Consider the following 23,684-nt stretch of genomic DNA (forward strand, 5'->3'; position numbering starts at 1 on the left):
CCGTTCGTAAATTTAACTTACAGATGTGTTTCACTGAGGAATGCATTGACTTTTCACCACCGTCAACTCTCTGAACCAGACAACTCAGCTACCTTCTGTCATCGTTTTTATACTTGTTTAAATGTTGAAATAATCGTACGTCCTTTAGGACTTATTGTCAAGCATCTATTTATTTGTAGTTGACTTGAATTATTTTATACGTTATATTGTGGTTGTGATGATATTATACGTCGTATAGTATTAAGAAATGAGGTAATAATATGGCAATTCAAGCCTCAACTGAGATCCTAGAAGGTTCAGTTTTAGCGCTTTTGAGTCGAGAGGACTACTACGGTTATACGATCACTAAACGGATGCAACAAAGCTTTCCAATCTCTGAATCCACAATGTATCCGATCTTAAGACGTTTGAAAAAATCGGGCTGGTTGACGACTTATGATCAAGCGTATGAAGGGCGTAATCGACGTTACTACAAAATAACGGATGATGGCATTTCACGTTTAAATGAGATCAGACAAGATTGGCGAGAATTGAAGTCTGTTACCGATGAAATATTGGAGGAAAACGATGGGGAATAAAGCAATTGATGAATACATCAATGAATTTGCATCATTTTTGAAACAACTAGACGAATTAGAACGTTCAGACGTCAGTGAATTTTATCGTGAATATTTGATTGACGGCAATTTTACAACATCCGATGCAATTATTAATGAATTGGGGACGCCGAAGCACTTGGCTAGAAAAGTTTTAGCAGACTATTCGATCAAGATGTCCGAGGAAAATTATCAGCATGTAGATAGTGGCGATATCTCGGATAATCAGAAAATGAAACGAAACGCCAACATGATCATCATGATCATTGTCGCAATTTTTGCGACTCCGATATTAATTCCAGTCGGACTATTGTTACTTGGAGTGGCAGCAATATTTTTTATACTAGTTTTCTTTTTTGTATTGGTAGCTTTGATCTTAGCTGCAACGGCCATTATAGTACCGATAATTACTATTGTTGCTGGGCTAGCGGTCGTATTTCAATCGCCAATGACCACTGTCTTGTATGTCGGTTCTGCATTTGTAGTTTTAGGATTAGATCTAATTTTGATTCCACTTATAATTTCACTTTGCAAATGGCTATTCGACATGTTAGTAATTTTCTTCCGCTGGGTCGGGAAAAAATTATTGCATGGGCGTAAAACTCCGGTGAAGGAGGAACAAGATAATGCGTAGAACAGCAATGGTAACGGGTGTTTACTTACTAGTTATCGGCTTGATCTTAGCAACAATCGGCCTGATAACTAATGCACCGAAAAATGTTATTTGGAATCATGGGTTTCAAGTCTCCAAGACAATCGATCAGACTAAGCAAGTTAAACCATTTCACTCTATCAAGGTTAATGGAGGAGAAGGCGAAGTATTCGTAGGTCCTAGCGATGGGACCACTGGTAACCATTTTAGCGTTCAAGTTAAGGGCGACGACAAACGGATCCCTAAGTACGAGGTAAAGAATGATACGCTATACATTACGAGGAAATCCGCATCATCTGGATTTACTATTAGCGGCAGACAGGAAATATACGTTTCGATACCCAGAAACACCAAACTCAATGACATCACTGCAACGTTGAGTCTTGATAAGACTCAATTTTCAAATCTAACAACCAAAACTATCAACTTAAGACCCATGTCTGACAATGGGGATGGTCGTTTGTTCATAGAGGGTCTTCGCGTGCTTAAATCGGGAACAATCGATGCTTATAACGCTCGTACGGAGATACTTAATTCTAATTTGAATAATGTCAAAATAATTTCTTATGATTACATGGATGAAGAAGACTCTGATGATGCCGAAGATTATCAAGATATCAATGACAATGATTATTTGGACCTCAATGACGCTTCGCTTTACATCCATAAATCCAATTTAAAGAATAGCCAAATCAATTTAAATTCTGGTGGGTTAGTTATCGGAGAAAATTCGATCCTAGATAATGTTAAATTTACTAGTCAATTAGCCGCAGTTAAAGTTTCCGACAGCAAGCTTATAAACCAAAATGATTTTTACATTAAAAAAGGTAGTTTCAGGTCTAACAATTTAACCATGGACGGCGTCGACTTGAGCAATCAAAGTGGCTTGATCCAGTATCAAGGCGATTCAACCAATGATCACGTCTACCAAGCAAATCCTGGGGCGGAAAATATCTTAAGAGTTAATGGCGACAAACTAGCAATTCGTATCAAGTAAATTAGTTACTTAATAATAGGTTTGTTATAATTGCATTATCACGGAGGGTTTTATATGAATAATGCTAATCTTAAGAGAATCTCTGTTTCTGAAATTAACAGAGAAGCAAGGCAATTATTCCGCAAGAATTTTAAAGAGATAATTGTTTTAAATATCATTCCTATTTTGATGAGAATTGTCGGAATGTTTTTCCTAATGAGAGTTTATCAAGGCTGGCTATCAAGCTTGGGCGTCAGCTTGTCGAATCCGCAAGAGGCTAGTAAAAAGTTGACTGAGATCTCTCAGTCGATCGTCAATAATCCTAGCGAGGCTTCGAAGTATTCGTTATCGATCACGCCACAAGCTAGCATCATTGTTTTCGCATTAGGTTTGTTCTTCTTTATGATCTGTGTCGGGATTGGATATTCGATGCTCGACAAATATCGCAATCAAGATTATCAAATCAGAACGATTGCTGATCAGTTCCAAGTTTTCTCAGGTCGTTACTTCTTTGCTATCATTTTCCTAGCGATTTTGTTTAACTTGATCGTTGAAACTGGTGCAACCTTGTATTTGATCCCTGGTATTTGGTTCTTCTTGATGTTCAGTCAAAGTTTTTACATTTATAAAGACGATACTGCAACCCAAGAGCGTGTCGGAATTGGTCGGGTATTCTCGACTTTAGGCAGAAGTTCCAATTTGATGCGTGGCTACAAGTGGACTTTATTATGGCTCTGCATTCAATTATTCCTTTGGGAAATTTTGAACTTCATCACACGTGAAATTTTATCGATCGTATTGCATCCTTATGAACAAACAGTTCTTGCAGTATTCTATGACAAAGTTTCTGAAGCTAAAAAAGAAGCTGCCAACTCACAGGCTGCTTAATCAGACAAAATAAAAACTTGACCAGGATTATATCTCGGTCAAGTTTTTTTGTCTTGTCGTTAGGGGGTGTTTCGTAAGAAATTAAAGCAGATGAGCGTTCTTCAATAATTCCTCGATATACGTTCCTTGGATCTTTTCCATAGCTTTCTTTTCGACCATCTTTTGTCCAAATGACAACTTCAGATCAGAGATCTTCTTCTTATCGTTCAAGTAGTAAATGGCGTCCATGAGTACACGTGCATCGTAGACTGAACCAAATACTTCTGGAACGCCACGGTCAACATTTAGTAATGTATAAACAGCTTCCATACCAGTTCTGACTGAGTACTCGGTAGTGAAGACGGTGTCTCTTTCAGTCTCGGCAAAGTTACCAATGAAGGCTAAGTTCTTTGAGCCTTCTGGGACAACTAATGGACGGTCGCCAACTTGTCTAGGCATGAAGTAAGAAGTGATGTATGGCATATGTGCAGGGATAGTATTAGCACTTTCAGCGATGTCTTTAATCTGGTCTTCTGGAACTCCAATGTGATAGAGGAATTCCTCGCAAAGCTCGATACCAGTACATTCAGTGATCTTCTTCTTGATGTAGTTACCAGGTTGGTCTGAGAACAATCCATAGACCCAGACAATCAACTCATTTGGTTTTTGAGCCTTGAAGTGAGGTTGACGACTGATGGAATAGCCATATAGCCAGTTTGAATCCTTGATGCTGACAGGACCACTAGTTACGATTGAGCCACTGTGTGGATCTTTTTTACTAATAGCCTGAATATAAGGAACTACTCGGTCGTCTTTAAATGTGATCGTGCCAGAGATCGTCCAGTTAGCGTCAGGAATATTTTTACAGAACTTGTCAGGCTGGCCAAAGGCAGCGTCTTGTTTAGCCAAGTTTTCCCAAAGTTCCCAGCTGTTGCCAAGTGGGTGCTCAACTGGGGCAGGGGTATTGTTGTCGCCATAAGTGGTACTTTCAGTGATCGAACCATTTGTAACGAAGACTAGGTCATTTTCGGTCAAGTCAATTGTCTTGTCTTCACCGTCTTGAATCAGTTCGATTGTCTTAGCGACTTTTTGATTGTTAGAAGTGTCGACCTTGATATTCTTAACTTGAGTATTGTATTCAAAGTCAACGCCTTTGCTCTTCAAAAATTCGACGGTTGGTTTGATCAGCGATTCGTATTGATTGTATTTAGTGAAGCGTAGCGATGATAAGTTGGAAAGCGAGTCGATATGATGAACGAATCTCATGATGTAACGACGCATTTCCATCGCACTAGCCCAAGGCTCAAAGGCAAACATAGTTGACCAATAGAGCCAGAAGTTTGATTCAAAGAATTCTTTCGAGAAAACTTCATTGATCTTTTTGTCGCCTAAATCTTTTTCAGGCGTCAAGGCTAGGTTCAACAGTTCTTCGACAGATTTTTGCGATAGAGTTAATTGACCTTCGGTCGGCAATTCCTTCCCACGGTCTTGAATAACTCTGCCTTTAGAAAAACTAGGGTCTTTCTTGTTCAGATGATAAAATTCATCCAAAACAGACTCGTCAGGATGCTCTAATGATGGGATGGACCTAAACATGTCCCAAAGAGTTTCGAAATGTGGTTCCATTTCACGTCCACCACGGATGATATAGCCTTTTTGCTCATTGTAAATACCATCCATGCTGCCACCAGGAAGGGCTAACTCTTCCAAAAAGTGGATCTTGTCGCCCTTCATTTGGCCATCTCTAACTAAGAAAGTCGCAGCAGCAAGTCCAGCTAGACCAGAACCGACGATATAAGCTGATTTTTCGTCAACCCCCTCAGGTTTGACTGGTTTTGCAAATGCCTCGTAGTTACCATTACTTCTATACATAAAAATCACCTCTTAAATTTGTTGAAACCAATAATCACGATTTGATTATAATTGTTGGATATTTCGCTAATAAAAAGATAGTGAGTGATTACATCTAAAATATAGTTCCAATTGATAGCGTTTGCAATAGTTATATTAAAATAATGATAATCAAAAAATAGACTGCAATTTCTCAAATTATGAACTTGAGTAACTGCAGTCTATTATTTATTTTGCTTGAAATGATGATTGTGGGCGTTTTTCAACGAAGATATAATCGACGGCTTTAGCACCAATCGTAACTTCTGAACCGTCCTCTAATTCGACAATCAAGGAATTATCGAACTTTTTATGCTTAACAATCTTTAATAGGTCATCGATTTTTAATCCCAAACTATTGAAGTATTGTAGAAATTCGTAGTTATCCGACAAACGGACAATTTGAACTACTTCATCGTCATCAATCATACTGAGCAACTTGTCATCAGCATCTGTTTCGCCATGACCATTACCAGGGATGATACCACCGTGGGGACATCTTTGTGGATGATCGAGAAACTCGTTAAGATGATCCATCAAATCTTCATCAGAAAGATGTTCCATGATATCGGCATGATGGTGAACTGAATCAACTGGATATTTAAGACACTTATTGAGGAACACTTCCCATAGTCGATGAGTACGGACTAATTGTTCAGAAACGTCTTTTCCTTTTTGAGTCAGGACGATTTTATTATAAGGCGAATGCGTTAAATAGCCTTCAGATGAAAGAGAGTTTAGCATCTCGGTAACTGAAGGTGCGGACACATTCATGATCTCAGAAATGCGTTTATTAGTGACTTTAGTGAAGTCGTAGTTTAATTCGTAAATGGTTTTTAAATAATTTTCTTTGTTAGGTGACAAAATTTTTACCTTTCATGTACCCTAAAACTAATTTTAGTCTCTTTATTATAACTCATTTTTTGTAACAATAAATGGTAAAATAATAATGCAGAAGATAAATCAGAAAGGGGAGCTGATTCATGGAGTATTCAAAGCACAAATTTGACTGGTTTGGTTTCATTATAGGACTATTTTCGATCTATGTGGGATATCTAGTTATGACAAACCCACTAACAAGTATTAAGACAATTGCAGTCTTCTTAGGAATTTTTGCAATTTTACGAGGAGTATATCAACTTTGTTTCGGTTCACAACTCAATAAGTATTTAGGAACCGGAAGCGGATTTGCTATTTTTTCAGCTATTATCAATATCTTAGTCGGTATATTATTAATTGCAAATTTAAATGTTGGAGAATACGTGGTTATTTATATGTTCGCCATTTGGTTCTTAATTGATTCTATATTCCAGTTATTCACAGCTAGATTCTACAGTTTCTTTGGAAGAGGATATTACTGGTTGGTAGTGATCTTGGCTTGCTTTAGTTTATTGTTCGCCATCATCTTATTATTCAACCCAGTATTAGCAGGAGGATTCATAGTCTTCATGCTAGCATTTTTCTTCATTGCAACAGGTATTTCAGAAATATTTGAAGCATTTTAAGTTAATTCTTTTACACCTAGTATATATTTGCTAAAATACTAGATGTAATGCCATCTTAGCTCAGTTAGGTAGAGCATCACCATGGTAAGGTGGGGGTCGTCGGTTCAAGTCCGATAGATGGCTTTCTAGAGCGCCTTGTGTCTTCGACACTTAGGCGCTCTAAACGCGAAGACCCGAAGGGTATCCGCGATTCCACACATGCAGTCGGAGACTGCCCGGTTCTAACCAGATGTTTGAGTAGACCCAGAGTAAACATGCAATTTAGATGCGAAGACTCCGAAGGAGTATCCGCGATTCCACACATGCAGTCGGAGACTGCCCGAATTTGCTAGATGTTTGCGTAAGCATAGAGTGAATCGGAGACTGCCCGGTTTTGAAGCTTTGATTTAAGCCTTTGACCTAAAGATTCCAACAACTAAATAATTCCAAATAGATAGTCCAACTGGGCTGTCTATTTTTTTTACTAGATTTTAACTAAAAAAATAATGTACACTCAATCGTGAAAACGGATACAAAATAAATTATGATTTTAGATTATTTTTTTGGAGGAGAGTTATATGTCAATCATTGTTAATCAAGCAAAAGATGTCTTTCATTTACAGACGGATCACACGAGTTACATCTTTCGGGTCATGGAAAACGGTGAGCTAGGTCAAATTTATTACGGCAAAAAGATTCATCCAAAGGAACAATATAATAATTTGATCACACGTGAATTGCACGATGCAACGCCTGCTTGGACTGAGGAGACTCCAGATTTTCAACCAGAACTTCTCAAACAAGAATATGCCAGTTTAGGAAAGGGCGATTATCGCTATCCAGCCTTTCAACTTACGCAAGCAAGTGGTAGTCGAATTTCAGAATTTAAGTATCAAGACTACAACGTTGAAGATGGAAAAAAGCGTTTGAGCGATTTGCCATCAACTTTTGACGATACCAATGATGGTGCCCAAACATTGATTATTATTTTGGTAGATCAAATTACCGGAATCAAGTTAGAACTCAGTTATGCAATTTTCCCACATCAAGATGTGATCATCCGTAGTAGCAAATTCATCAACGAAACTGATGAAAATGCAGTGATCGATGCTGCCTACAGTGCACAACTTGACTTGCCAGACTCAAATTACGATTTGGTACAATTTTCGGGAACTTGGGCAAGAGAACGCCATCTGTTTAGAAATAAACTCCGTCCGGGAATTCAAAGCGTCAATAGTTTACGGACAGCTTCAAGTCATCAAGAAAATCCTTTTGTAATGCTGGCTCGTCCAGATACAGACAATGATCAAGGGGAAGTATTTGGTTTTAATTTGATTTATTCTGGTAATTTCAATGACTCAGTTGAAGTTGATCAATTTGACGTCAGTCGAGTCTTGATAGGAATCAACCCAGACGAGTTTGCTTGGAACTTAAAGAGTGGTGAAAGTTTCCAAACTCCTGAAGCAGTTTTGAGTTATTCTGATTCCGGCATGAATCAACTATCGCAACAATTGGGTGATTTTTACACAGATCATTTAGTAAACCCAACTTTTGCCAAAAAAGAACGACCAATCTTGATCAACAACTGGGAAGCAACGTACTTTGACTTTGATGAAGATAAGTTGATGACAATCGTTAAGCAAGCTCACGAGTTGGGTATTGAAATGTTTGTTCTCGATGATGGATGGTTTGGTAAACGTAATGACGATACGACCTCTCTAGGTGACTGGTTCGTCGATAACGACAAGTTTCCAAATGGTCTCAATCATTTCAGTCAACAAGTTCATGATATCGGGATGAAGTTTGGATTATGGTTTGAACCAGAAATGATCTCGATGACTAGCAAACTGTACGATGAACATCCTGATTGGATGATTGGCGATCCTAAGGCGCAGCTGATTCCTAGCCGCCATCAATTTGTTCTCGACATGGCCAAACCAGAAGTAGTGGATTATCTTTTTAAAAAAATCGATCAGGTGATCTCTGATACTGATCTCGATTATATTAAATGGGATATGAACCGTAATATCACGGATATGTTTAGCTTGCACTTAGATAGTGCTCATCAATTAGAACTAGGTCATCGTTACATCAAAGGCGTTTACCAACTATACGACCGTTTGATCAAAGCTCATCCAGACGTATTGTTTGAATCATGCGCATCAGGTGGTGGACGTTTTGATCTCGGATTAATGTATTACGCTCCACAGGCCTGGACTAGTGACGATACCGATGCCATCGAACGTCTCAAAATTCAATACGGTACATCTTATGGATATCCACTGTCTATGATGGGTGCTCACGTTTCTGCGGTTCCAAATGACCAAACTGGTCGGATCACGCCACTAGAAACTCGTGGTACGATTGCTTATTTTGGTGATCTTGGATACGAGCTAGATATTACCAAGATGACCAAAGAGGAATTAGTCCAAGTTCAAGGACAAGTCGACTTTTATCAACGCTATCGGAAATTGTTCCAATTTGGTAAATTTTACCGAATCGATGATCCGTTTGAAAAAGATGGCAATATAACTAGCTGGGAAGTAGTCTCACCTGACAAGAAACAAGCAATTGTCGGTAGATATCAAATCCTGAACCATCCAAATGCTCCATACCAACGTCAGTACTTCAAGGGTCTAGATCCTGACAAGCAATATACTGTCAACCACACTAGTGAGACGTTCTGGGGCGATGAATTAATGTCAGCCGGATACTTTGTTCCTAAGGTCAAAAAAAATAAGAATTATTCAAGTGATTACAGTTCAGCATTGTTTGTAGTCGAAGAAGTTTAAGTTTAATTAAAGGCGCTTTTGATACAGTATTATCGAAAGCGCTTTTTTGATGAAGTTAAGGTAAAATGTATTTGTTGTTTTACCAACGACCATTCAAGGATAAACGCCGTTCCAACACTTGTTATGTAGCTAATTATGTTGATAATATTTTACCAATGTATTAATTAATTACTAAAACAATAGAAAAATATTTACTAAAATATTATTGACTTTTTAACTGAAAACGATTACATTACAAGTAATGAATATTCAAAATAAAAAATCGAGGAGAACTACTATGGGGAATGAAAGTAAAGCTCGAAAGATAACTTCGAGAATTGCATATTCTTTTGGGGCCTTTGGGCATGATGCCTTTTATGCAACCCTTTCTACATATTTCATTATCTTTGTTACAGGACATTTGTTTGATAAGGACAGTGGCGGTCAAAGTGCATCAATGATCGCAGCTATCACTGGGATAATTTTTGCCCTAAGATTCATTGAACTTGCAATCGATCCATTGATCGGTAATGCAATCGATAATACGAACTCTCGTTGGGGACACTTTAAACCTTGGATCGTTATCGGTGGAATTATTGGTTCTGTCGTTTTAGCAATCTTATTCACAACTATGGGTGGATTAAACGTTTCTAATCCAACAATGTACTTGATCCTATTTGCCATTTTATATATTACGATGGATATCTTTTATTCATTCAAGGATGTTGGTTTCTGGTCAATGATTCCAGCTATCTCGTTTGATTCAAAAGAACGTGAAAAGACTGCAACATATGCTCGTGTCGGTTCAAATATCGGTGCCAACATTGTTGCTGTTATCGTTATGCCAATCGTTTTACTATTTTCTGCTAACTCAAACCACGGACAAGGTGACAATCGAGGTTGGTTCGCCTTTGGTTTGATCATTGCCATTACAGCCTTAGTTTCAGCATTGGTAGTTGCAATTGGAACACATGAAAATGATTCAGAGTTACGTAAAAATGTTGAGAAAACATCATTTAAAGATGTTTTCAAAGTTCTTGCTAAAAATGATCAGTTGATGTGGATGTCATTAACTTATGGACTTTACACAGCTGGTATTGCTATCACAAATGCTTTGGAATTGTATTACTTTACTTATATCTTAGGCGAAGCCGGTAAGTTCTCAATTTTAGGAACTTTAAACATGATCATCGGTGTAATCTCAGTTCTATTCTTCCCACCACTAGCACAAAAGTTCAGTCGTAGAAAAGTATTCTTCTGGTCAATTGGACTAATGTTAGTCGCTTTAGTAATGTTCACTTTCTCAGGTACATCACTAGTAATGACAATTATTTCAGCTGTTTTATTCTATATCCCACAACCACTAATTTTCTTAGTTGTATTGATGGTCTTGAGTGATTCAGTTGAATATGGTCAATTGAAATTTGGTCACCGTGATGAATCACTAACACTTTCAGTTCGTCCATTGTTGGATAAACTTGGTGGTGCTGTTTCAAATGGTATCGTTGGTTTAACTGCTGTTCTTGCTGGTATGACCGCTGGTGCAACAGCTAGTGATATCACAACACATGGTCAAGTAGTCTTCAAATTGATGATGTTTGGTGTTCCAGCACTATTGATTTTAGCCGGTACATTTGTCTTCTTTAAGAAAGTTAAATTGGACGAAAAAATGCACGCTGATATCGTTAATGAACTTGAAAAAACATGGCACAAACATTTGGATACTGATGAATCGATGGAAGAAATCGAAAAAGAAGTCGATGCAAATGCTACTGTTGAATATCAAGTTCCAGTCTCAGGTACTTTATTACCTCTAGCAGACGTTTCTGATAAAACATTTGCTTCAGGCAAAATGGGTGAAGGGTTTGCTATCAAACCTTCAGATGGTGGAGTTTATGCTCCGTTTGATGGTGTAGTAGAAGCAACCTTCCCAACACGTCATGCCATCGGTCTTAGATCAGATGCTGGCGTATTGACCTTGATCCATATTGGTGTCGGTACTGTCGACATGCGTGGAACCGGCTTTGTTCAATACGTTGAAAAAGGCGACCACGTAAAACAAGGTCAAGAATTGATCGAATTCTGGGCACCAGCAATTAAAAAGGCCGGTTTGGATGACACTGTAATGGTAGTGATCACAAACCACGACCGCATCGGAAATCTAGAATTTACAAAGACAACCGGTGAGGTAAAACACGGCGATAAGATAGCCGAAATGTCAGAAATCGATCCAACAAGATAAACAGAGCGTAAAAAGAAAAGATTTGAGGCAAGAACATAAGATCGACAGAGACGGAGTGGGCGCGTCACGCCCCGCAGTCTTTGGCGAGCTTATGTGTCCTGCCTCATTTTCTTTTTGCGCGTTTCCGCTACAATCAATAAAAGCGACATAGCCTAACAACCGATCGAGTTGTTAGGCTATTTATTTTGGTGTTATATTGGACTCATCAATTGAGGAAGAGGGTCAAGATATGAAAGCTGCAATTGTGAAGGGGATTGGCACTAAACCTGTTTATGGCGATTTTGATGAACCAGAAGCTTCAAACGGCAATCTTAAAATTAACGTCACCGCTGCTGCACTCAGCAATCTAGCCAAAATGAGAGCGATGGGTCAACATTATTCATCTGGCAAAATTTTTCCAAACATTGCTGGTACTGACGGCGTGGGAAAGATTAATGGTAAAAGCTATTATTTTGCCGGAGCTATTGCTCCTTATGGCTCTTTAGCACAACAAACGGTCGTCAACAAAAATACCATTGTTCAATTACCGGATGGTTTGGCAGATACAACGGCTGCTGCAATTGCTAATCCAGGGATGTCCTCTTGGGCAGCCTTAGTTAGTCGAGCTCATTTGGTTAAGGGAGAGACTGTTTTAATTAATGGAGCAACAGGCAATGCCGGCAAATTAGCTATCAGGATTGCCCGTCATTTAGGGGCAGGCAAAGTCATTGCGGTTGGTCGTAACGCTCAAAAATTGAAGCAATTAGATGCAGATGAGAGTATTGCCTTTGATTTATCATCAGATATGACCAGGGCAGTTTTCATCCAAAACCTCAAACCATTTTTTGAAAAAGGTGTTGATGTGGTCCTTGATTATTTATGGGGTGACAGTGCATTGACCATCATGCAGGCAATAGCAGAAGTTCCTGGAAATTATCGGACTCGTTTCGTCAGTATCGGTTCAGCAGCGGGTAAAAAGGAAATCCTACTACCTTCGCCAATTCTAAGATCATCTGGCTTGGAATTGCTTGGCAGTGGTCTCAAGAGCTGTACTATGGAAGAGTTGCTGTCAGCGATTCAAGGTGTCTTTGGACTCGCCGCTACCGGAGACTTGTCGATCGACACTAAAATATTTGATTTAGCAGATATTGAAAAAGCTTGGGAAGCACCATTAACTCCACGAGTCGTCGTGACGATGGAGTAGAAAAAGCCAACTAGCGATTTACTTAAACAGTAGATCGAACTAGTTGGCTTTTTGAGTCCAATTATTTATCTAAATCAATAGTAAAACTAAAGTCGTAATCATTTTTTGCAGGGAGATGATATTGTTCTTCAACGTCAGTTCCCCAACTGTCGATTCCACCGACTCCACGAACAGCACCGTAAATAGTTAAGACGGTCCGTCTCTTGAGTGGCAACTCTTCAATGTGAGTGGCACTCTCGAGTTCTTCTGGAGTATAAGGTAAACAGCTAAAGGCAAAATCTGAATCTGCTTTATTGAAATTGAGTTCAAATGGTTGAGTAATGTGGTCAGCATTATTCAAAGTTTTTTCACGAGTAACAGTTAGGGCACTAGTATTCATGTGCATTCCACATTCTTGTGGGACTAAATACTTGGTAACTGGTAAACCATCAACGTGGAAGGTTCCGACTGTTGCACCAGCCAAGCGGTCAGGATAAGTTTCACCAGATAATCCAGTGTAATCGAATCCGGTGGCTGCGGTTGGCATGATGAATCGAATTCCAAAAGCTGGAAGGTCCTGCAATTCAGCATTTCCGTCGAAGTGCACAGTCACTTTGATTTGACCAGAAGCTTTGACTGTATAGCGAATTTCAACTGGAGTTGACGGAACGGTATTAGTAGCGTAAGTATAGGCAATTTCGACTACGTCAGCATATTCTTCGTCGCTGAATTGATTGTTGAATGGCGCAACTGGCAATTGATCAAATGTTTTGTCATCAACAGTTACACTGATTTTTTCACAAGTACTGAACATGTCTGCAGCATACCATTGGGCTGACTTAGTTGAAAAACCACTACCGCGATCGTTATCTGTTGTCGCTCTCCAAAAAACTGGAGTAGGGGTACGATACAGCCATTCCTTTCCTTGAGTTACTAATGATTCTAGGCCACCTCGTTCATAGCTAAAGATGTAGTGAAAGTCATCGCCGCCAAGTCCTAGCGTGCCATCGCCATAAATGACGTGTAATTGATTATTTGCGTAAGCCATAGTAGTATTTCACCTCCTGCATTGCTGGTTTCTCAGTTCTGTCGGCAAACATTAAGCCATCTCCAGAAAATTCGTAATCAGAGTGTCTCTCATCAAAGTCCCCACCATAACGTAAAACGTCTTGATCAGAGATTGGGTCATGGACTAGTAGTGCTTGGTCGATAAAGTCCCAAATGAAACCACCTTGATACATTGGATATTTCTCAACTAGTTGATGATATGAATTCATGCCACCAAGCGAATTACCCATGTCGTGCATGTACTCGCAATCGATAAATGGTTTCTTTGGATCGTTCTGTAAGTATTCTTCGATGTTATCAGGCTTTTCGTACATACGACTTTCAACATCGGAAATTTGATCCTTTAATTCTGGTGTATGAACAACGCCTTCATAATGAGTTAAACGTGAATCGTCGTGTTCTTTGTAAAATTTATTCATTGCCGCAATGTCGCTTCCAGCAAATGATTCATTTCCCAGTGACCAGAAGATAACTGAAGGATGATTTTTGAACATTTCATAATTGGTTCTGGCACGGTCTAAGACAACTTCAAGCCAGTGCGGATTATCGCCAGGAACGTTAAATGATGGTTCGATTGCTCCTGATTTTTGCCAAGTACCATGTGATTCAAGATTATTTTCTGCCATTAGGTAGATTCCGTTTTGATCACAGAGATAGTACCAAGGGATTTGGTCAGGATAGTGACAAGTCCGGTCGGCGTTGATGTTATTGTCCAACATCGTCTTGATGTCTGACTTCATATCATCAACAGTGATTGCACGACCAGTTTTAGCATTCCATTCATGACGGTTGACGCCATTGATAACAAGACGTTGATTATTGACATAAATTACTTTGTCATCGCGGAGTTCAACTTTTCTAAAGCCAAATTGATATGGTACAACTTCTAGTAATTCCTTTGTTGGTCCGTAAACTTTGATCAACAAGTTGTATAGGTAAGGTGAGTCTGGCGACCACAAATTGATCGAAGAAAAATCCATTGGCTCAAATGATAATTCTTCAGCACTAGGTTGTTCTTGTTCAACTATGGTCTTGCCGTCAGAATCAGTCACTGATAATTTCAAAGTTGAATTTTTATCGTATTTTCCACTAGTTTTGGCAGAAACATTCAAAACTCCACTTTGAAAATCGTCAGATACGACTGGTCTGATGTCCAAATCTTCGATATGAGTGTCGGGTAATGCAATCAGATTTACACCACGGAAGATGCCTGAGAACCTGAACATGTCCTGATCTTCCAAATATGAAGCAGTACAACGTTTGTATACTCGTGCAGCTAAGATGTTTTCGCCATCTTGGATATATGGTGTCAAATCGAATTCAGAAGGAGTAAAACTATCTTCTGCGTATCCGATGAAATGTCCGTTCAGCCAAACATAAAGGGCTTCTTCAACTCCTTGGAACTGAACGATAATACGTTGATGCTTAAATGATTCTGGCAATGTGAATGTTTTGAGGTAGGAACCCACTGAATTATCTTCAGCTTCACTAAAAATTCCTGGGGTTAATTTATCTGAATTCAAAGTGTAAGGCGGACGACGATAAATTTTTCCTTCCCATGGATACCAGGTATTAATATATTGAATTTGGGCATAACCCGCTAACTCGATATGACTAGGGACCTTGATGGTATCAAAGTTCCTTGAATCAAAATCTGGTTGGAAAAAGTTGACTGGACGGTCCTGCGGTGTTTTAGAATATCCAAATTTCCAAGGACCGTTGAGGCTTTTAACAAAACTACTATCTTGATCAATTTCGTCAGTATTCTTATAAAAATAATGGTCACTATGTGCAGGTAGTTGATTGATCCTAAATGTTTCCGGATCATCAATCCACTTGATATCAGCTTGCATAAAATAGGTACTCCTTCCAAAAAATAAAATTATAAAACGCTTTCATATCGTTATGATAAGACATTAAATAAATTTTGTATAGGATTTTTAGTTAAATTTTAACTAAATAAAGTGGGAATGATGTACCAAGTATTGCCAATTGGATAATTAGCAATCGACTGATGGCAAAATTAGTAAAACGCTATCATTTTTGATTTAAAAGGTATTCAAGGTGTTTACAAATCTTAGTAAATGTTTTATATTAAAGTTAATAAAATTTTAGTAAAACAACTCGGAGGAATTCACTTATGAAAACCGCAGATTTAAAAGAAGAATTTTCGACTATCTTTGATAGCAAGCCTGAGAGAGTATTTTTCTCACCAGGTAGAATCAATTTGATCGGTGAACATACTGATTATAATGGTGGACACGTTTTCCCATGTGCCATCAGTTTAGGAACTTATGCAGTTTATTCAGCTCGAGAAGATACCACGGTTCAAATGTATTCAGCTAATATTCCTGATCAAGGAGTCGTAACTTTTGATATCAACGATTTGTCATATGATAAGTCTGCTGGTTGGGCTAACTATCCTAAAGGGATGATCAAGGAACTAGTTGAAGCAGGTTACAAATTCGACCATGGTTTTGACTTGTTCGTTCATGGAAACTTGCCAGATGGCGCTGGTCTTTCATCATCTGCTTCAATCGAATTATTAATGGGAGAGATCTTAAAGGATGTCTTCGATTTAGATGTTAGCCAATTGGACCTAGTTAAAGCCGGACAACGTGACGAAAACAACTACATCGGCGTCAACTCAGGAATCATGGATCAATTCGCCGTTGGAATGGGTAAAAAGGACCAAGCAATTTTGCTTGATACCAACACAATGGATTACTCATATGCACCTGTTGAATTAGGCGACCATGTGATCGTTATCATGAATACTAACAAACGTCGTGAATTAGCAGATTCGAAATACAATGAAAGACGTTCAGAATGTGAAGAAGCTTTGAAACGTCTGCAAACAAAACTAGACATCAAGTCATTAGGTGATTTGAATGAAAACCAATTCGACGAAGGTGCATACTTGATCAACGATGAAACATTGATCAAACGTGCACGTCACGCAGTTTTTGAAAATCAACGTGCAATTCGCGCAACCAAAGCTTTGGCTGACAACGACCTAGATACATTCGGTCACTTAGTTACTGCTTCTCACGTTTCACTTCACTTTGATTATGCGGTTACTGGTAAGGAACTTGATACCTTAGCAGAAAACTCATGGAAACAACCTGGCGTTTTAGGTGCTCGTATGACAGGTGCTGGATTCGGTGGCTGTGCAATTGCTATCGTTGAAAAGGATAAAGTAGACGCATTTAAAGAAAATGTCGGAAAAGCTTATCATGATGCTATCGGATATGACGCTGACTTTTACATTGCAGAAATTTCAGACGGACCTAGAGAATTAAACTAATCAAATTTTTTGGAGGAATGCATTATGGCTATTTTAGTTTTAGGTGGAGCAGGTTACATCGGTTCACATACTGTTGACCGTTTAGTAGAAAAAGGATACGACGTTGCCGTTGTCGATAATTTGGTAACTGGACACAAGGCAGCAATTAACGACAAAGCACGTTTTTACGAAGGTGACGTTCGTGATCTTGACTTCATGAACTCAGTTTTCGACAAAGAAGATATTGAAGGCGTGATTCACTTTGCAGCCTTTTCAATTGTTCCAGAATCAATGAAAGATCCACTCAAATACTTCGATAACAACACAGCTGGCATGGTCAAGCTACTCGAAGTAATGCACAAGCATGACGTTAAAAAGATCGTCTTTTCTTCAACTGCCGCTACTTATGGCGAGCCAAAACAAATTCCAATCAAAGAATCAGATCCACAAGTACCAACTAACCCATATGGCGAAAGTAAATTGGCTATGGAAAAAATCATGCACTGGACAGATGTTGCATATGGCATCAAATTCGTAGCTTTGCGTTACTTCAATGTTGCTGGTGCTAAACCAGATGGATCAATTGGTGAAGATCATCATCCAGAAACTCACTTAGTTCCAATTATTTTACAAGTAGCTGCTGGCGAACGTGATAAGTTACAAATATTTGGTGACGATTATCCAACCGAAGATGGTACTAACATTCGTGACTACGTTCATGTTGTGGATTTAGCAGACGCTCACATCTTGGCTCTTGAATACTTGAAAGAGGGCAAAGACAGCAATGCCTTTAACTTAGGATCATCAACTGGTTTCTCAAACAAACAAATGCTTGATGCCGCAAGAGAAGTAACTGGCAAGGATATTCCTGCTGAAATGGCACCACGTCGTGCCGGAGACCCTAGTACTTTAGTTGCTGCTAGTGATAAAGCACGTTCAGTTTTAGGTTGGGATCCACAATATGATGATGTTAAAGAGATCATAAAGACTGCTTGGACTTGGAAGCAAACACATCCATACGGTTACAACGACCGAGGGGGCAAGAACTAATGACAACTGTCGATAAATTTGTCGAACAAGTAATTTCAGCTCAAAATGACTTTACTTCGATGGATTCGATTTATCTTCACAACAAAGTATTTGGTTTGATCGGCGATGACGATCCAGTTGAAGCATCAGGCGAAGAATTAGTAGATTTAACTGATGCATTGGTTCAAACAGCTATTAATAATCAAAAGATCCAAGATACTCCTTCAGATAAAGATATTTTAGCTGACCAACTAATGGATTTGATCACACCACTGCCATCAGTCGTTAACCATACTTTTTGGGACCTATATCAAGACAGCCCTGAAAAAGCCACTAATTACTTTTACGATCTAAGTCGCAAAAATGACTACATCAAAACACGTGCCATTGCTAAAAATATTGCCTTTGATACTAAGACTGATTTTGGCGATCTTGAGATCACTATCAATCTCTCAAAGCCTGAAAAGGACCCAAAGGCAATCGCTGCTGCTAGAAATCAACCAGAAAATGGTTATCCACTTTGCCAATTATGTCTTCAAAATGAAGGTTATCTGGGACGTTTAGGCTATCCAGCACGGAGCAATCACCGTGTGATCAGAATGACCCTCGGCGGAGAAACTTGGGGCTTCCAATATTCTCCATACGCCTACTTTGGCGAACATTCGATTTTTCTCGATGAAGTTCATCGTCCAATGGTGATCAATCGTCAAACATTTACTAATTTATTAGAGATCGTCAAACAATTTCCACATTACTTCGTTGGTAGTAACGCTGATATTCCGATTGTTGGAGGTTCAATGCTTTCTCATGAACATTATCAAGGCGGACGTCACAACTTCCCAATGATGAAGGCACCAATTCAACGTTCAGTTGATCTAGGAATAGATGGTGTTGAAGCAGGAATCGTTAAGTGGCCAATGTCAACGATTCGTCTTCGTAGTAAAGATGTTTCTGAATTGATCGATGCCGCAACTAAGATCCACAATACTTGGAAAGAATATTCTGATGAAGCAGTCAATGTCCGTGCATACACTGATGGCACACGCCACCACACGACGACGCCAATTGCTTATAAAGATGGCGACGACTACGTATTGGATCTAGTTTTACGTGACAACCAAACTTCAGAACAATATCCAGACGGAATTTTCCATCCACACCAAGATGTTCAACATATCAAGAAGGAAAATATCGGTCTTATCGAAGTTATGGGACGTGCAATTTTGCCAGCTAGATTAAAGACTGAATTACAAGAGGTTGAAAAATACTTGTTGAATCGTCATAATCAAATAGCAGAGATGCATCAACCATGGGCAGACGAATTGAAACAACAGTATGATTTCACAGAAGATAATGTTGAAGAAATCGTCGATCGTGAAGTCGGCAAAGTGTTCGCAAGAGTACTTGCTGATGCTGGAGTCTTTAAATGGGACGATGCAGGTGAAAAAGCATTTGACCGGTTTGTTAACGCGGTCAGAAATTAATTTGATTTTTTCAAAATTATTATAGTAACAATAATTACGGGGGATTTTGCATGGCGACAACATTAAAAGATATAGCACAAGAGGTTGGTGTCTCGTTGGCAACGGTCTCCCGTGTTTTGAACTACGATCAAACACTTTCAGTTAGTGATGAAACGAGACAACGGATTTTTAAAGTAGCAGATGATCTGCAATATTCTAAGAATAAGCAGCATTCAAGCAACTCAGTTGCACGTAAAAAGTTGGCAATCGTTCAATGGTATTCTGAATCCAAAGAACAAGATGACCTTTATTACATGTCGATCAGAATGGGAATCGAGCGTCAAGGCCAAGCTAGACAGTTTGAAGTATCACGAATTTTTCAAAATGATACCGGCCAACTAGACGCTGACGTCGATGCTATCATTGCGATTGGTAAATTCAGTCCCGAACAAGTTGCAGGGATGAATGAATTAACTGATAAAATCGTCTTTGTCGACGATGACCAATTTCCAGCAGGATTCGACAGTGTTTTGACTGACTTTAAACTGGGAGTTGAACACGTGATCGATTATTTCTGGAATCGTGGCATTCACGATATTGGGATGATCCATGGTATGGAAAAAACTACTGATTTAGCGGTCGAAGTCAAAGATCAACGAATGTTTGCATATCGTGAGGCAATGGAAAAACGGAAAGCCTACAACTCTAAGTGGGTCTTTCAAGGCGATTACACTAGCCAATCAGGTTTCAAGATGATGAAAGAAGCCATTGAAAAGTTAGGTGACGACTTGCCACACGCCTTTTTCGTAGCAAACGACCCAATGGCTGCTGGAGCTTTAAAGGCTCTACAGGTAGCCAAAATCAAAGTTCCTGAACGAGTAAAAATATATAGTTTTAATAACACATCACTAGCTAGTTTCGTTTATCCAGAATTGAGTTCAGTTAACGTTGAAACTGAGCTAATGGGAGAGACTGCTGTGAACTTGATCGTGAGCCAATTGCAGACTGGTCGTAAGATTCCACAAAGAATCGAGATCGGTACTAGTTTGGTCGAACGAGACAGTACAAAATAGATTACGCAAAAAGACGCCGATTGGCGTCTTTTTTAGTAGGTAATTTTGATATGTAATAATTCTCTAGCCAAAACTGCTGCTTGCTGTTCGTTGAAGATCGCACCTGATAAAGTATTCGGAGCAGCATTGATGTAGTCAAATTCAGCTTCGCTGAAGTTTTGCTTCGATAAATTTGTGCCAGAGAAATCGATCTCAGTGATGTTTGCCTGTGACCAGTAGACGCTTTTTAGCTTATTTTCCATAAAATTGACGTCACTGAGATTACTTGAATCAAAACTGGCAATTTCAAAGCGGGAGTTATTCATGTTAGCCAGATTGAGGTTGCAATTTTTGAATTCGACATTTTTAAAATAGCTGTCGTCAAATGACGTTCCCAAAAATTTGCAGTTAACGAATTGGACATTATAGCAAGTTGGACTGTAGATTTCAGTATTTGAGAAATCACAATTTTCGACGATCACATCAGTCAATTCCAATTTAGAAATTTTGCAGTCGGTAACTGAACATTTTACTAGTCGACTTTTTTCAATGATGAAATGTTCAAAGATTTTCTGACTTAATTTTTCATCAGAAATTTTGATGCGTTCGACAAATTTGTCGTCGGCATTGGGTAATTCTGAAAAGCTTGAGGTCTGCAGGTCCTCATCGTCTATGATTGGTAGTTTAATTTTATTATTCATTAATCCATCATAACAAAAAACCACCCGCTCCGAATTCGGATTGGATGGTTGATAGATTAAATTCCTAAGATATCTTGAACGATCTTAGCATATTGTGGACTTGACTCTTGGTTACCGTGAGATGCATCTTCACCAGTAATGAATAGTTGTTGGAAAGAACCAACTTTATCTTCAAAAATTTTACGTCCTGATAAAGCACTGTCTCTTGAAACAACTCCGTCGGTGGTGTCGTCATCGCCATTTGCTCCAATAACGTTAGTTACTTGAAGGTCTTTTGGAAGTGAACCGCTACCTAAAATCAAACGATTTAGAAAAGCTGTGTTGTCAGCACCATTGCCAGCTTGGAAGTTGTAAGGTGTTCCAATAGTTAGCAAGTGGTCAAAGTGAATTGGAAATCCAGCTTTTGAAGTATTCTTTTCTAAATAAGTAGTTGAAATAGTTCCACCATTTGATTGGGCAACTATATCGGCGTTGGTAAATTTGTTCTTATAGTTGTAAAGATTAATAGCATCGCGTAATCCATCAGCGTCTTTGGCAATTACTTCTTCCTTGTAAGCATTGTTAGGGAAAAGTACGATCACGAAAGGTCTTTGGTCGCTATTTCCAGTCCGGACATCTTGACGTAAAACTTTGCCGTTAGAATCTGCATAGAATTTTGTCAGTGGATGCTCGTTATTTGGATCCAAGATGGTCACCATCTTCTCCCATGAATCAGCGTTGTCAAATGCGCCAGGAACAAAGAAGACAGGATCATTGCTGCTAGTATTAGTTGCTGCATTGGCAGTGGAAGTCTTAACTGAAAAAATCATTAAGACGGCTGCGACTGCAACAAGGAGTGAAATTAATTTTTTCTTCATGTTGTAATCCCCGTAATTTTATAAGTATTAACATTATTAAATTATCAGTATTTCAATTAACTGTAAATAATATCTAAGCTAATTTAATTTTATTGTAATGATAACCTTAGATGTAACATGACGTATATCCTATACACCTGTTTATCCATTATGCACATTTCTTTTTATTTTTTATTTTGTTACGAGAATTACGTTGATGTTACAATAACTTATCAAATCGTTTTTAATGATAAATGAATATTGTTTTATCAAAATTCAGTGCTATGATTATTTTTGTCGATCGATACAATAATTTTTGAGGGAGGATTATATCAATGACATTTTTATCAAACATTTTTAGTTCATTTAAGACTTTTAACGGTTCAATCGTTTCAGCATTTACTGGACTATTTTCATCACTATTCAGTGGTTTAAAACTATAATCACAAATTTTTAAATTAAGAGCAGCACTTAACTTGCGGGATGGGCAGGCTAAGTGCTGTTTTTGTTTCTAAAGCTTTTTACGGAAATGATACATTTGGTGGCAAGTTTTGGATAAAAATATTATTATAGGGATAACCAATAAAGGAGGAACTATACATGACAAGAGTTATCAAAAAACTCGGTCTTATTTTTGCGGCCCTATTACTAGTAGTAAGTTCATTGCCACTATTAAACGCTCAAAGCGTTAAGGCGGCAGATTCAACGGATCAGTCTGATGCAACAATTAAGATTGGTACTACACAATCACTTGCATCGCTTCCATTTTACGTTGCACAAGAAAAACAATTTTACCAAGAACACAACATCACAGTTGAATTGCAACAATTCAAATCAGCTGGTGCATTAAATGATGCAATCAAAGCTGGATCAGTGAATGCTGCGGTTACAGATTTGGTTAACTTTACAACAATTGCTAAGAACAACAAATCTTGGAAAGTAACTGGTACATTGACTGGTTATAACGGTCTAGTTGCCAACAAGAAAGACAAGAATATTAAGAGCTTAAAGGGTAAGACAATTGCTCTTGATAAAAAAGACGGTTCAAAATTATATTTGAAGAATCTTCTTAAGAAAAATAATATGAAGCTTTCAGATGTTAAGATCAAGAACATCGCTGAACAAGGCAAACGTACAAGCAGTTTGAAATCTAAGAAGGTTGATGCTGCAGTTGTAGCAGATCCATTTATTTCAAATGCCAAGAAGAGCGGTGCTAAAGTACTTAACAAGCAAAAAGCAAGCAATACTAATGGCGACGTTATCGCTATCAACAACGATTACGCAAGCAAGCATGTTACTGATGTAAATAACTTATTTAACTCATATCAAGATGCTACTAAGAACTTGAATAAGCAAGGACTTACACCATCAGATTCATTGCTAGTTCAATTAGGTGCAACTAGAAATGCTGCAGCTGACATGAACTCATTGGATATCACATTCAAGAAGGCAAGAAGAGTAACAGTTGCAAACTTTGATAAAGCAGTTAACTACTCAAAGGCTCAAAAGTTGATCAAATCAAGACAACAATTGAGTGAAGTACAACTCAAGGTTGATAAAGTTACAAAATAAATTTTTATTTCTATTTGGAAGCACTCAGACGGGTGCT

General features: G+C 38.5%; 19 protein-coding genes and 1 tRNA gene. 14 read left to right on the forward strand and 6 right to left on the reverse strand.

All coding sequences use genetic code 11. The features are described from left to right. The first annotated feature begins 260 nt into the window (after positions 1-260). From LKF16_RS11145 to LKF16_RS11160, 4 genes are read left to right on the forward strand one after another with little or no spacing between them, the layout of a single operon-like run. Positions 261-578, forward strand: a complete 318-nt coding sequence (locus LKF16_RS11145) for a PadR family transcriptional regulator (RefSeq protein ID WP_291471447.1) — start codon at positions 261-263, stop codon at positions 576-578. After that, positions 568-1,230: a DUF1700 domain-containing protein gene (locus LKF16_RS11150; RefSeq protein ID WP_291471445.1), complete on the forward strand. Its 663-nt coding sequence runs from the start codon at positions 568-570 to the stop codon at positions 1,228-1,230. Before LKF16_RS11145 ends, LKF16_RS11150 begins: the two co-directional genes overlap by 11 nt. Continuing rightward, positions 1,223-2,245, forward strand: coding sequence for a hypothetical protein (locus tag LKF16_RS11155; RefSeq protein ID WP_291471444.1), 1,023 nt, complete (start codon positions 1,223-1,225; stop codon positions 2,243-2,245). The genes LKF16_RS11150 and LKF16_RS11155 overlap by 8 nt, the downstream gene beginning before the upstream one ends. 54 nt (positions 2,246-2,299) lie before the next feature. After that, positions 2,300-3,112 (forward strand): DUF975 family protein, encoded by an 813-nt coding sequence (locus LKF16_RS11160; RefSeq protein ID WP_291471442.1) that lies wholly within the window; start codon positions 2,300-2,302, stop codon positions 3,110-3,112. A gap of 81 nt (positions 3,113-3,193) precedes the next feature. Here LKF16_RS11160 and LKF16_RS11165 read toward each other — a convergent pair whose 3' ends face one another. Both LKF16_RS11165 and LKF16_RS11170 read right to left on the reverse strand, forming a co-directional pair. Continuing rightward, complete coding sequence (locus LKF16_RS11165; RefSeq protein WP_291471439.1) at positions 3,194-4,963, reverse strand: oleate hydratase; 1,770 nt, start codon at positions 4,961-4,963, stop codon at positions 3,194-3,196. Between the two features lie 207 nt (positions 4,964-5,170). Continuing rightward, positions 5,171-5,845 (reverse strand): metal-dependent transcriptional regulator, encoded by a 675-nt coding sequence (locus tag LKF16_RS11170; protein ID WP_291471437.1) that lies wholly within the window; start codon positions 5,843-5,845, stop codon positions 5,171-5,173. Positions 5,846-5,964: 119 nt separating this feature from the next. On the opposite strand from LKF16_RS11170, the gene LKF16_RS11175 reads away from it, so the two are divergent. From LKF16_RS11175 to LKF16_RS11195, 5 genes are all read left to right on the forward strand, one after another. Then, complete coding sequence (locus LKF16_RS11175) at positions 5,965-6,486, forward strand: HdeD family acid-resistance protein (RefSeq protein WP_291471435.1); 522 nt, start codon at positions 5,965-5,967, stop codon at positions 6,484-6,486. Positions 6,487-6,535: 49 nt separating this feature from the next. Next, positions 6,536-6,609 (forward strand) — tRNA-Thr (locus tag LKF16_RS11180). Positions 6,610-7,043: 434 nt separating this feature from the next. Then, positions 7,044-9,257: an alpha-galactosidase gene (locus tag LKF16_RS11185; protein WP_291471434.1), complete on the forward strand. Its 2,214-nt coding sequence runs from the start codon at positions 7,044-7,046 to the stop codon at positions 9,255-9,257. A 277-nt stretch (positions 9,258-9,534) separates the two neighbouring features. After that, complete coding sequence (locus LKF16_RS11190; RefSeq protein ID WP_291471433.1) at positions 9,535-11,478, forward strand: glycoside-pentoside-hexuronide (GPH):cation symporter; 1,944 nt, start codon at positions 9,535-9,537, stop codon at positions 11,476-11,478. Positions 11,479-11,707: 229 nt separating this feature from the next. After that, positions 11,708-12,661, forward strand: coding sequence for a quinone oxidoreductase family protein (locus LKF16_RS11195; protein WP_291471431.1), 954 nt, complete (start codon positions 11,708-11,710; stop codon positions 12,659-12,661). Between the two features lie 61 nt (positions 12,662-12,722). Here the strand turns inward: LKF16_RS11195 and LKF16_RS11200 are convergent, their stop codons facing one another. Both LKF16_RS11200 and LKF16_RS11205 read right to left on the reverse strand, forming a co-directional pair. Continuing rightward, positions 12,723-13,688 carry a beta-galactosidase small subunit gene (locus tag LKF16_RS11200; RefSeq protein WP_291471429.1) on the reverse strand — a complete coding sequence of 322 codons (966 nt, stop codon included), beginning with the start codon at positions 13,686-13,688 and terminating at the stop codon, positions 12,723-12,725. Next, on the reverse strand, positions 13,672-15,561 hold the full coding sequence (locus tag LKF16_RS11205; protein WP_291471428.1) for a glycoside hydrolase family 2 TIM barrel-domain containing protein: 1,890 nt from the start codon (positions 15,559-15,561) through the stop codon (positions 13,672-13,674). The genes LKF16_RS11200 and LKF16_RS11205 overlap by 17 nt, the downstream gene beginning before the upstream one ends. A gap of 287 nt (positions 15,562-15,848) precedes the next feature. On the opposite strand from LKF16_RS11205, the gene LKF16_RS11210 reads away from it, so the two are divergent. From LKF16_RS11210 to LKF16_RS11225, 4 genes are read left to right on the forward strand one after another with little or no spacing between them, the layout of a single operon-like run. After that, positions 15,849-17,015 carry a galactokinase gene (locus tag LKF16_RS11210; RefSeq protein ID WP_291471426.1) on the forward strand — a complete coding sequence of 389 codons (1,167 nt, stop codon included), beginning with the start codon at positions 15,849-15,851 and terminating at the stop codon, positions 17,013-17,015. 24 nt (positions 17,016-17,039) lie between these two features. Beyond that, a complete protein-coding gene (gene galE / locus LKF16_RS11215) occupies positions 17,040-18,044 on the forward strand; it encodes a UDP-glucose 4-epimerase GalE (RefSeq protein WP_291471425.1) in 1,005 nt (334 codons plus the stop codon). Further along, complete coding sequence (locus LKF16_RS11220) at positions 18,044-19,507, forward strand: UDP-glucose--hexose-1-phosphate uridylyltransferase (RefSeq protein ID WP_291471423.1); 1,464 nt, start codon at positions 18,044-18,046, stop codon at positions 19,505-19,507. The genes galE and LKF16_RS11220 overlap by 1 nt, the downstream gene beginning before the upstream one ends. A gap of 50 nt (positions 19,508-19,557) precedes the next feature. Continuing rightward, on the forward strand, positions 19,558-20,559 hold the full coding sequence (locus LKF16_RS11225) for a LacI family DNA-binding transcriptional regulator (protein ID WP_291471422.1): 1,002 nt from the start codon (positions 19,558-19,560) through the stop codon (positions 20,557-20,559). A 32-nt stretch (positions 20,560-20,591) separates the two neighbouring features. Here LKF16_RS11225 and LKF16_RS11230 read toward each other — a convergent pair whose 3' ends face one another. Together LKF16_RS11230 and LKF16_RS11235 are read right to left on the reverse strand one after the other, a co-directional pair. Next, positions 20,592-21,239 carry a pentapeptide repeat-containing protein gene (locus LKF16_RS11230; RefSeq protein ID WP_291471421.1) on the reverse strand — a complete coding sequence of 216 codons (648 nt, stop codon included), beginning with the start codon at positions 21,237-21,239 and terminating at the stop codon, positions 20,592-20,594. 56 nt (positions 21,240-21,295) lie between these two features. Next, positions 21,296-22,096 carry an alpha/beta hydrolase gene (locus tag LKF16_RS11235; protein ID WP_291471420.1) on the reverse strand — a complete coding sequence of 267 codons (801 nt, stop codon included), beginning with the start codon at positions 22,094-22,096 and terminating at the stop codon, positions 21,296-21,298. A 579-nt stretch (positions 22,097-22,675) separates the two neighbouring features. Between LKF16_RS11235 and LKF16_RS11240 the strand changes: the two genes are divergently transcribed. Continuing rightward, complete coding sequence (locus LKF16_RS11240) at positions 22,676-23,647, forward strand: ABC transporter substrate-binding protein (protein ID WP_291471418.1); 972 nt, start codon at positions 22,676-22,678, stop codon at positions 23,645-23,647. The last annotated feature ends 37 nt before the right edge of the window (positions 23,648-23,684 follow it).

Origin of the sequence: Companilactobacillus sp. (genome assembly GCF_022484265.1) — a bacterium.
Classification (GTDB): Bacteria; Bacillota; Bacilli; order Lactobacillales; family Lactobacillaceae; genus Companilactobacillus.

Excerpts from the sequence above, each read along its gene's own strand:
- LKF16_RS11190 (WP_291471433.1), top strand. The coding sequence starts at position 9,535 with ATGGGGAATGAAAGTAAAGCTCGAAAGATAACTTCGAGAATTGCATAT.
- LKF16_RS11220 (WP_291471423.1), top strand. The coding sequence starts at position 18,044 with ATGACAACTGTCGATAAATTTGTCGAACAAGTAATTTCAGCTCAAAAT.
- LKF16_RS11155 (WP_291471444.1), top strand. The coding sequence starts at position 1,223 with ATGCGTAGAACAGCAATGGTAACGGGTGTTTACTTACTAGTTATCGGC.
- LKF16_RS11165 (WP_291471439.1), bottom strand. The coding sequence starts at position 4,963 with ATGTATAGAAGTAATGGTAACTACGAGGCATTTGCAAAACCAGTCAAA.
- LKF16_RS11205 (WP_291471428.1), bottom strand. The coding sequence starts at position 15,561 with ATGCAAGCTGATATCAAGTGGATTGATGATCCGGAAACATTTAGGATC.
- LKF16_RS11230 (WP_291471421.1), bottom strand. The coding sequence starts at position 21,239 with ATGAATAATAAAATTAAACTACCAATCATAGACGATGAGGACCTGCAG.
- LKF16_RS11200 (WP_291471429.1), bottom strand. The coding sequence starts at position 13,688 with ATGGCTTACGCAAATAATCAATTACACGTCATTTATGGCGATGGCACG.
- LKF16_RS11195 (WP_291471431.1), top strand. The coding sequence starts at position 11,708 with ATGAAAGCTGCAATTGTGAAGGGGATTGGCACTAAACCTGTTTATGGC.
- LKF16_RS11240 (WP_291471418.1), top strand. The coding sequence starts at position 22,676 with ATGACAAGAGTTATCAAAAAACTCGGTCTTATTTTTGCGGCCCTATTA.
- LKF16_RS11160 (WP_291471442.1), top strand. The coding sequence starts at position 2,300 with ATGAATAATGCTAATCTTAAGAGAATCTCTGTTTCTGAAATTAACAGA.
- galE (WP_291471425.1), top strand. The coding sequence starts at position 17,040 with ATGGCTATTTTAGTTTTAGGTGGAGCAGGTTACATCGGTTCACATACT.
- LKF16_RS11145 (WP_291471447.1), top strand. The coding sequence starts at position 261 with ATGGCAATTCAAGCCTCAACTGAGATCCTAGAAGGTTCAGTTTTAGCG.
- LKF16_RS11225 (WP_291471422.1), top strand. The coding sequence starts at position 19,558 with ATGGCGACAACATTAAAAGATATAGCACAAGAGGTTGGTGTCTCGTTG.
- LKF16_RS11235 (WP_291471420.1), bottom strand. The coding sequence starts at position 22,096 with ATGAAGAAAAAATTAATTTCACTCCTTGTTGCAGTCGCAGCCGTCTTA.
- LKF16_RS11210 (WP_291471426.1), top strand. The coding sequence starts at position 15,849 with ATGAAAACCGCAGATTTAAAAGAAGAATTTTCGACTATCTTTGATAGC.
- LKF16_RS11175 (WP_291471435.1), top strand. The coding sequence starts at position 5,965 with ATGGAGTATTCAAAGCACAAATTTGACTGGTTTGGTTTCATTATAGGA.
- LKF16_RS11185 (WP_291471434.1), top strand. The coding sequence starts at position 7,044 with ATGTCAATCATTGTTAATCAAGCAAAAGATGTCTTTCATTTACAGACG.
- LKF16_RS11150 (WP_291471445.1), top strand. The coding sequence starts at position 568 with ATGGGGAATAAAGCAATTGATGAATACATCAATGAATTTGCATCATTT.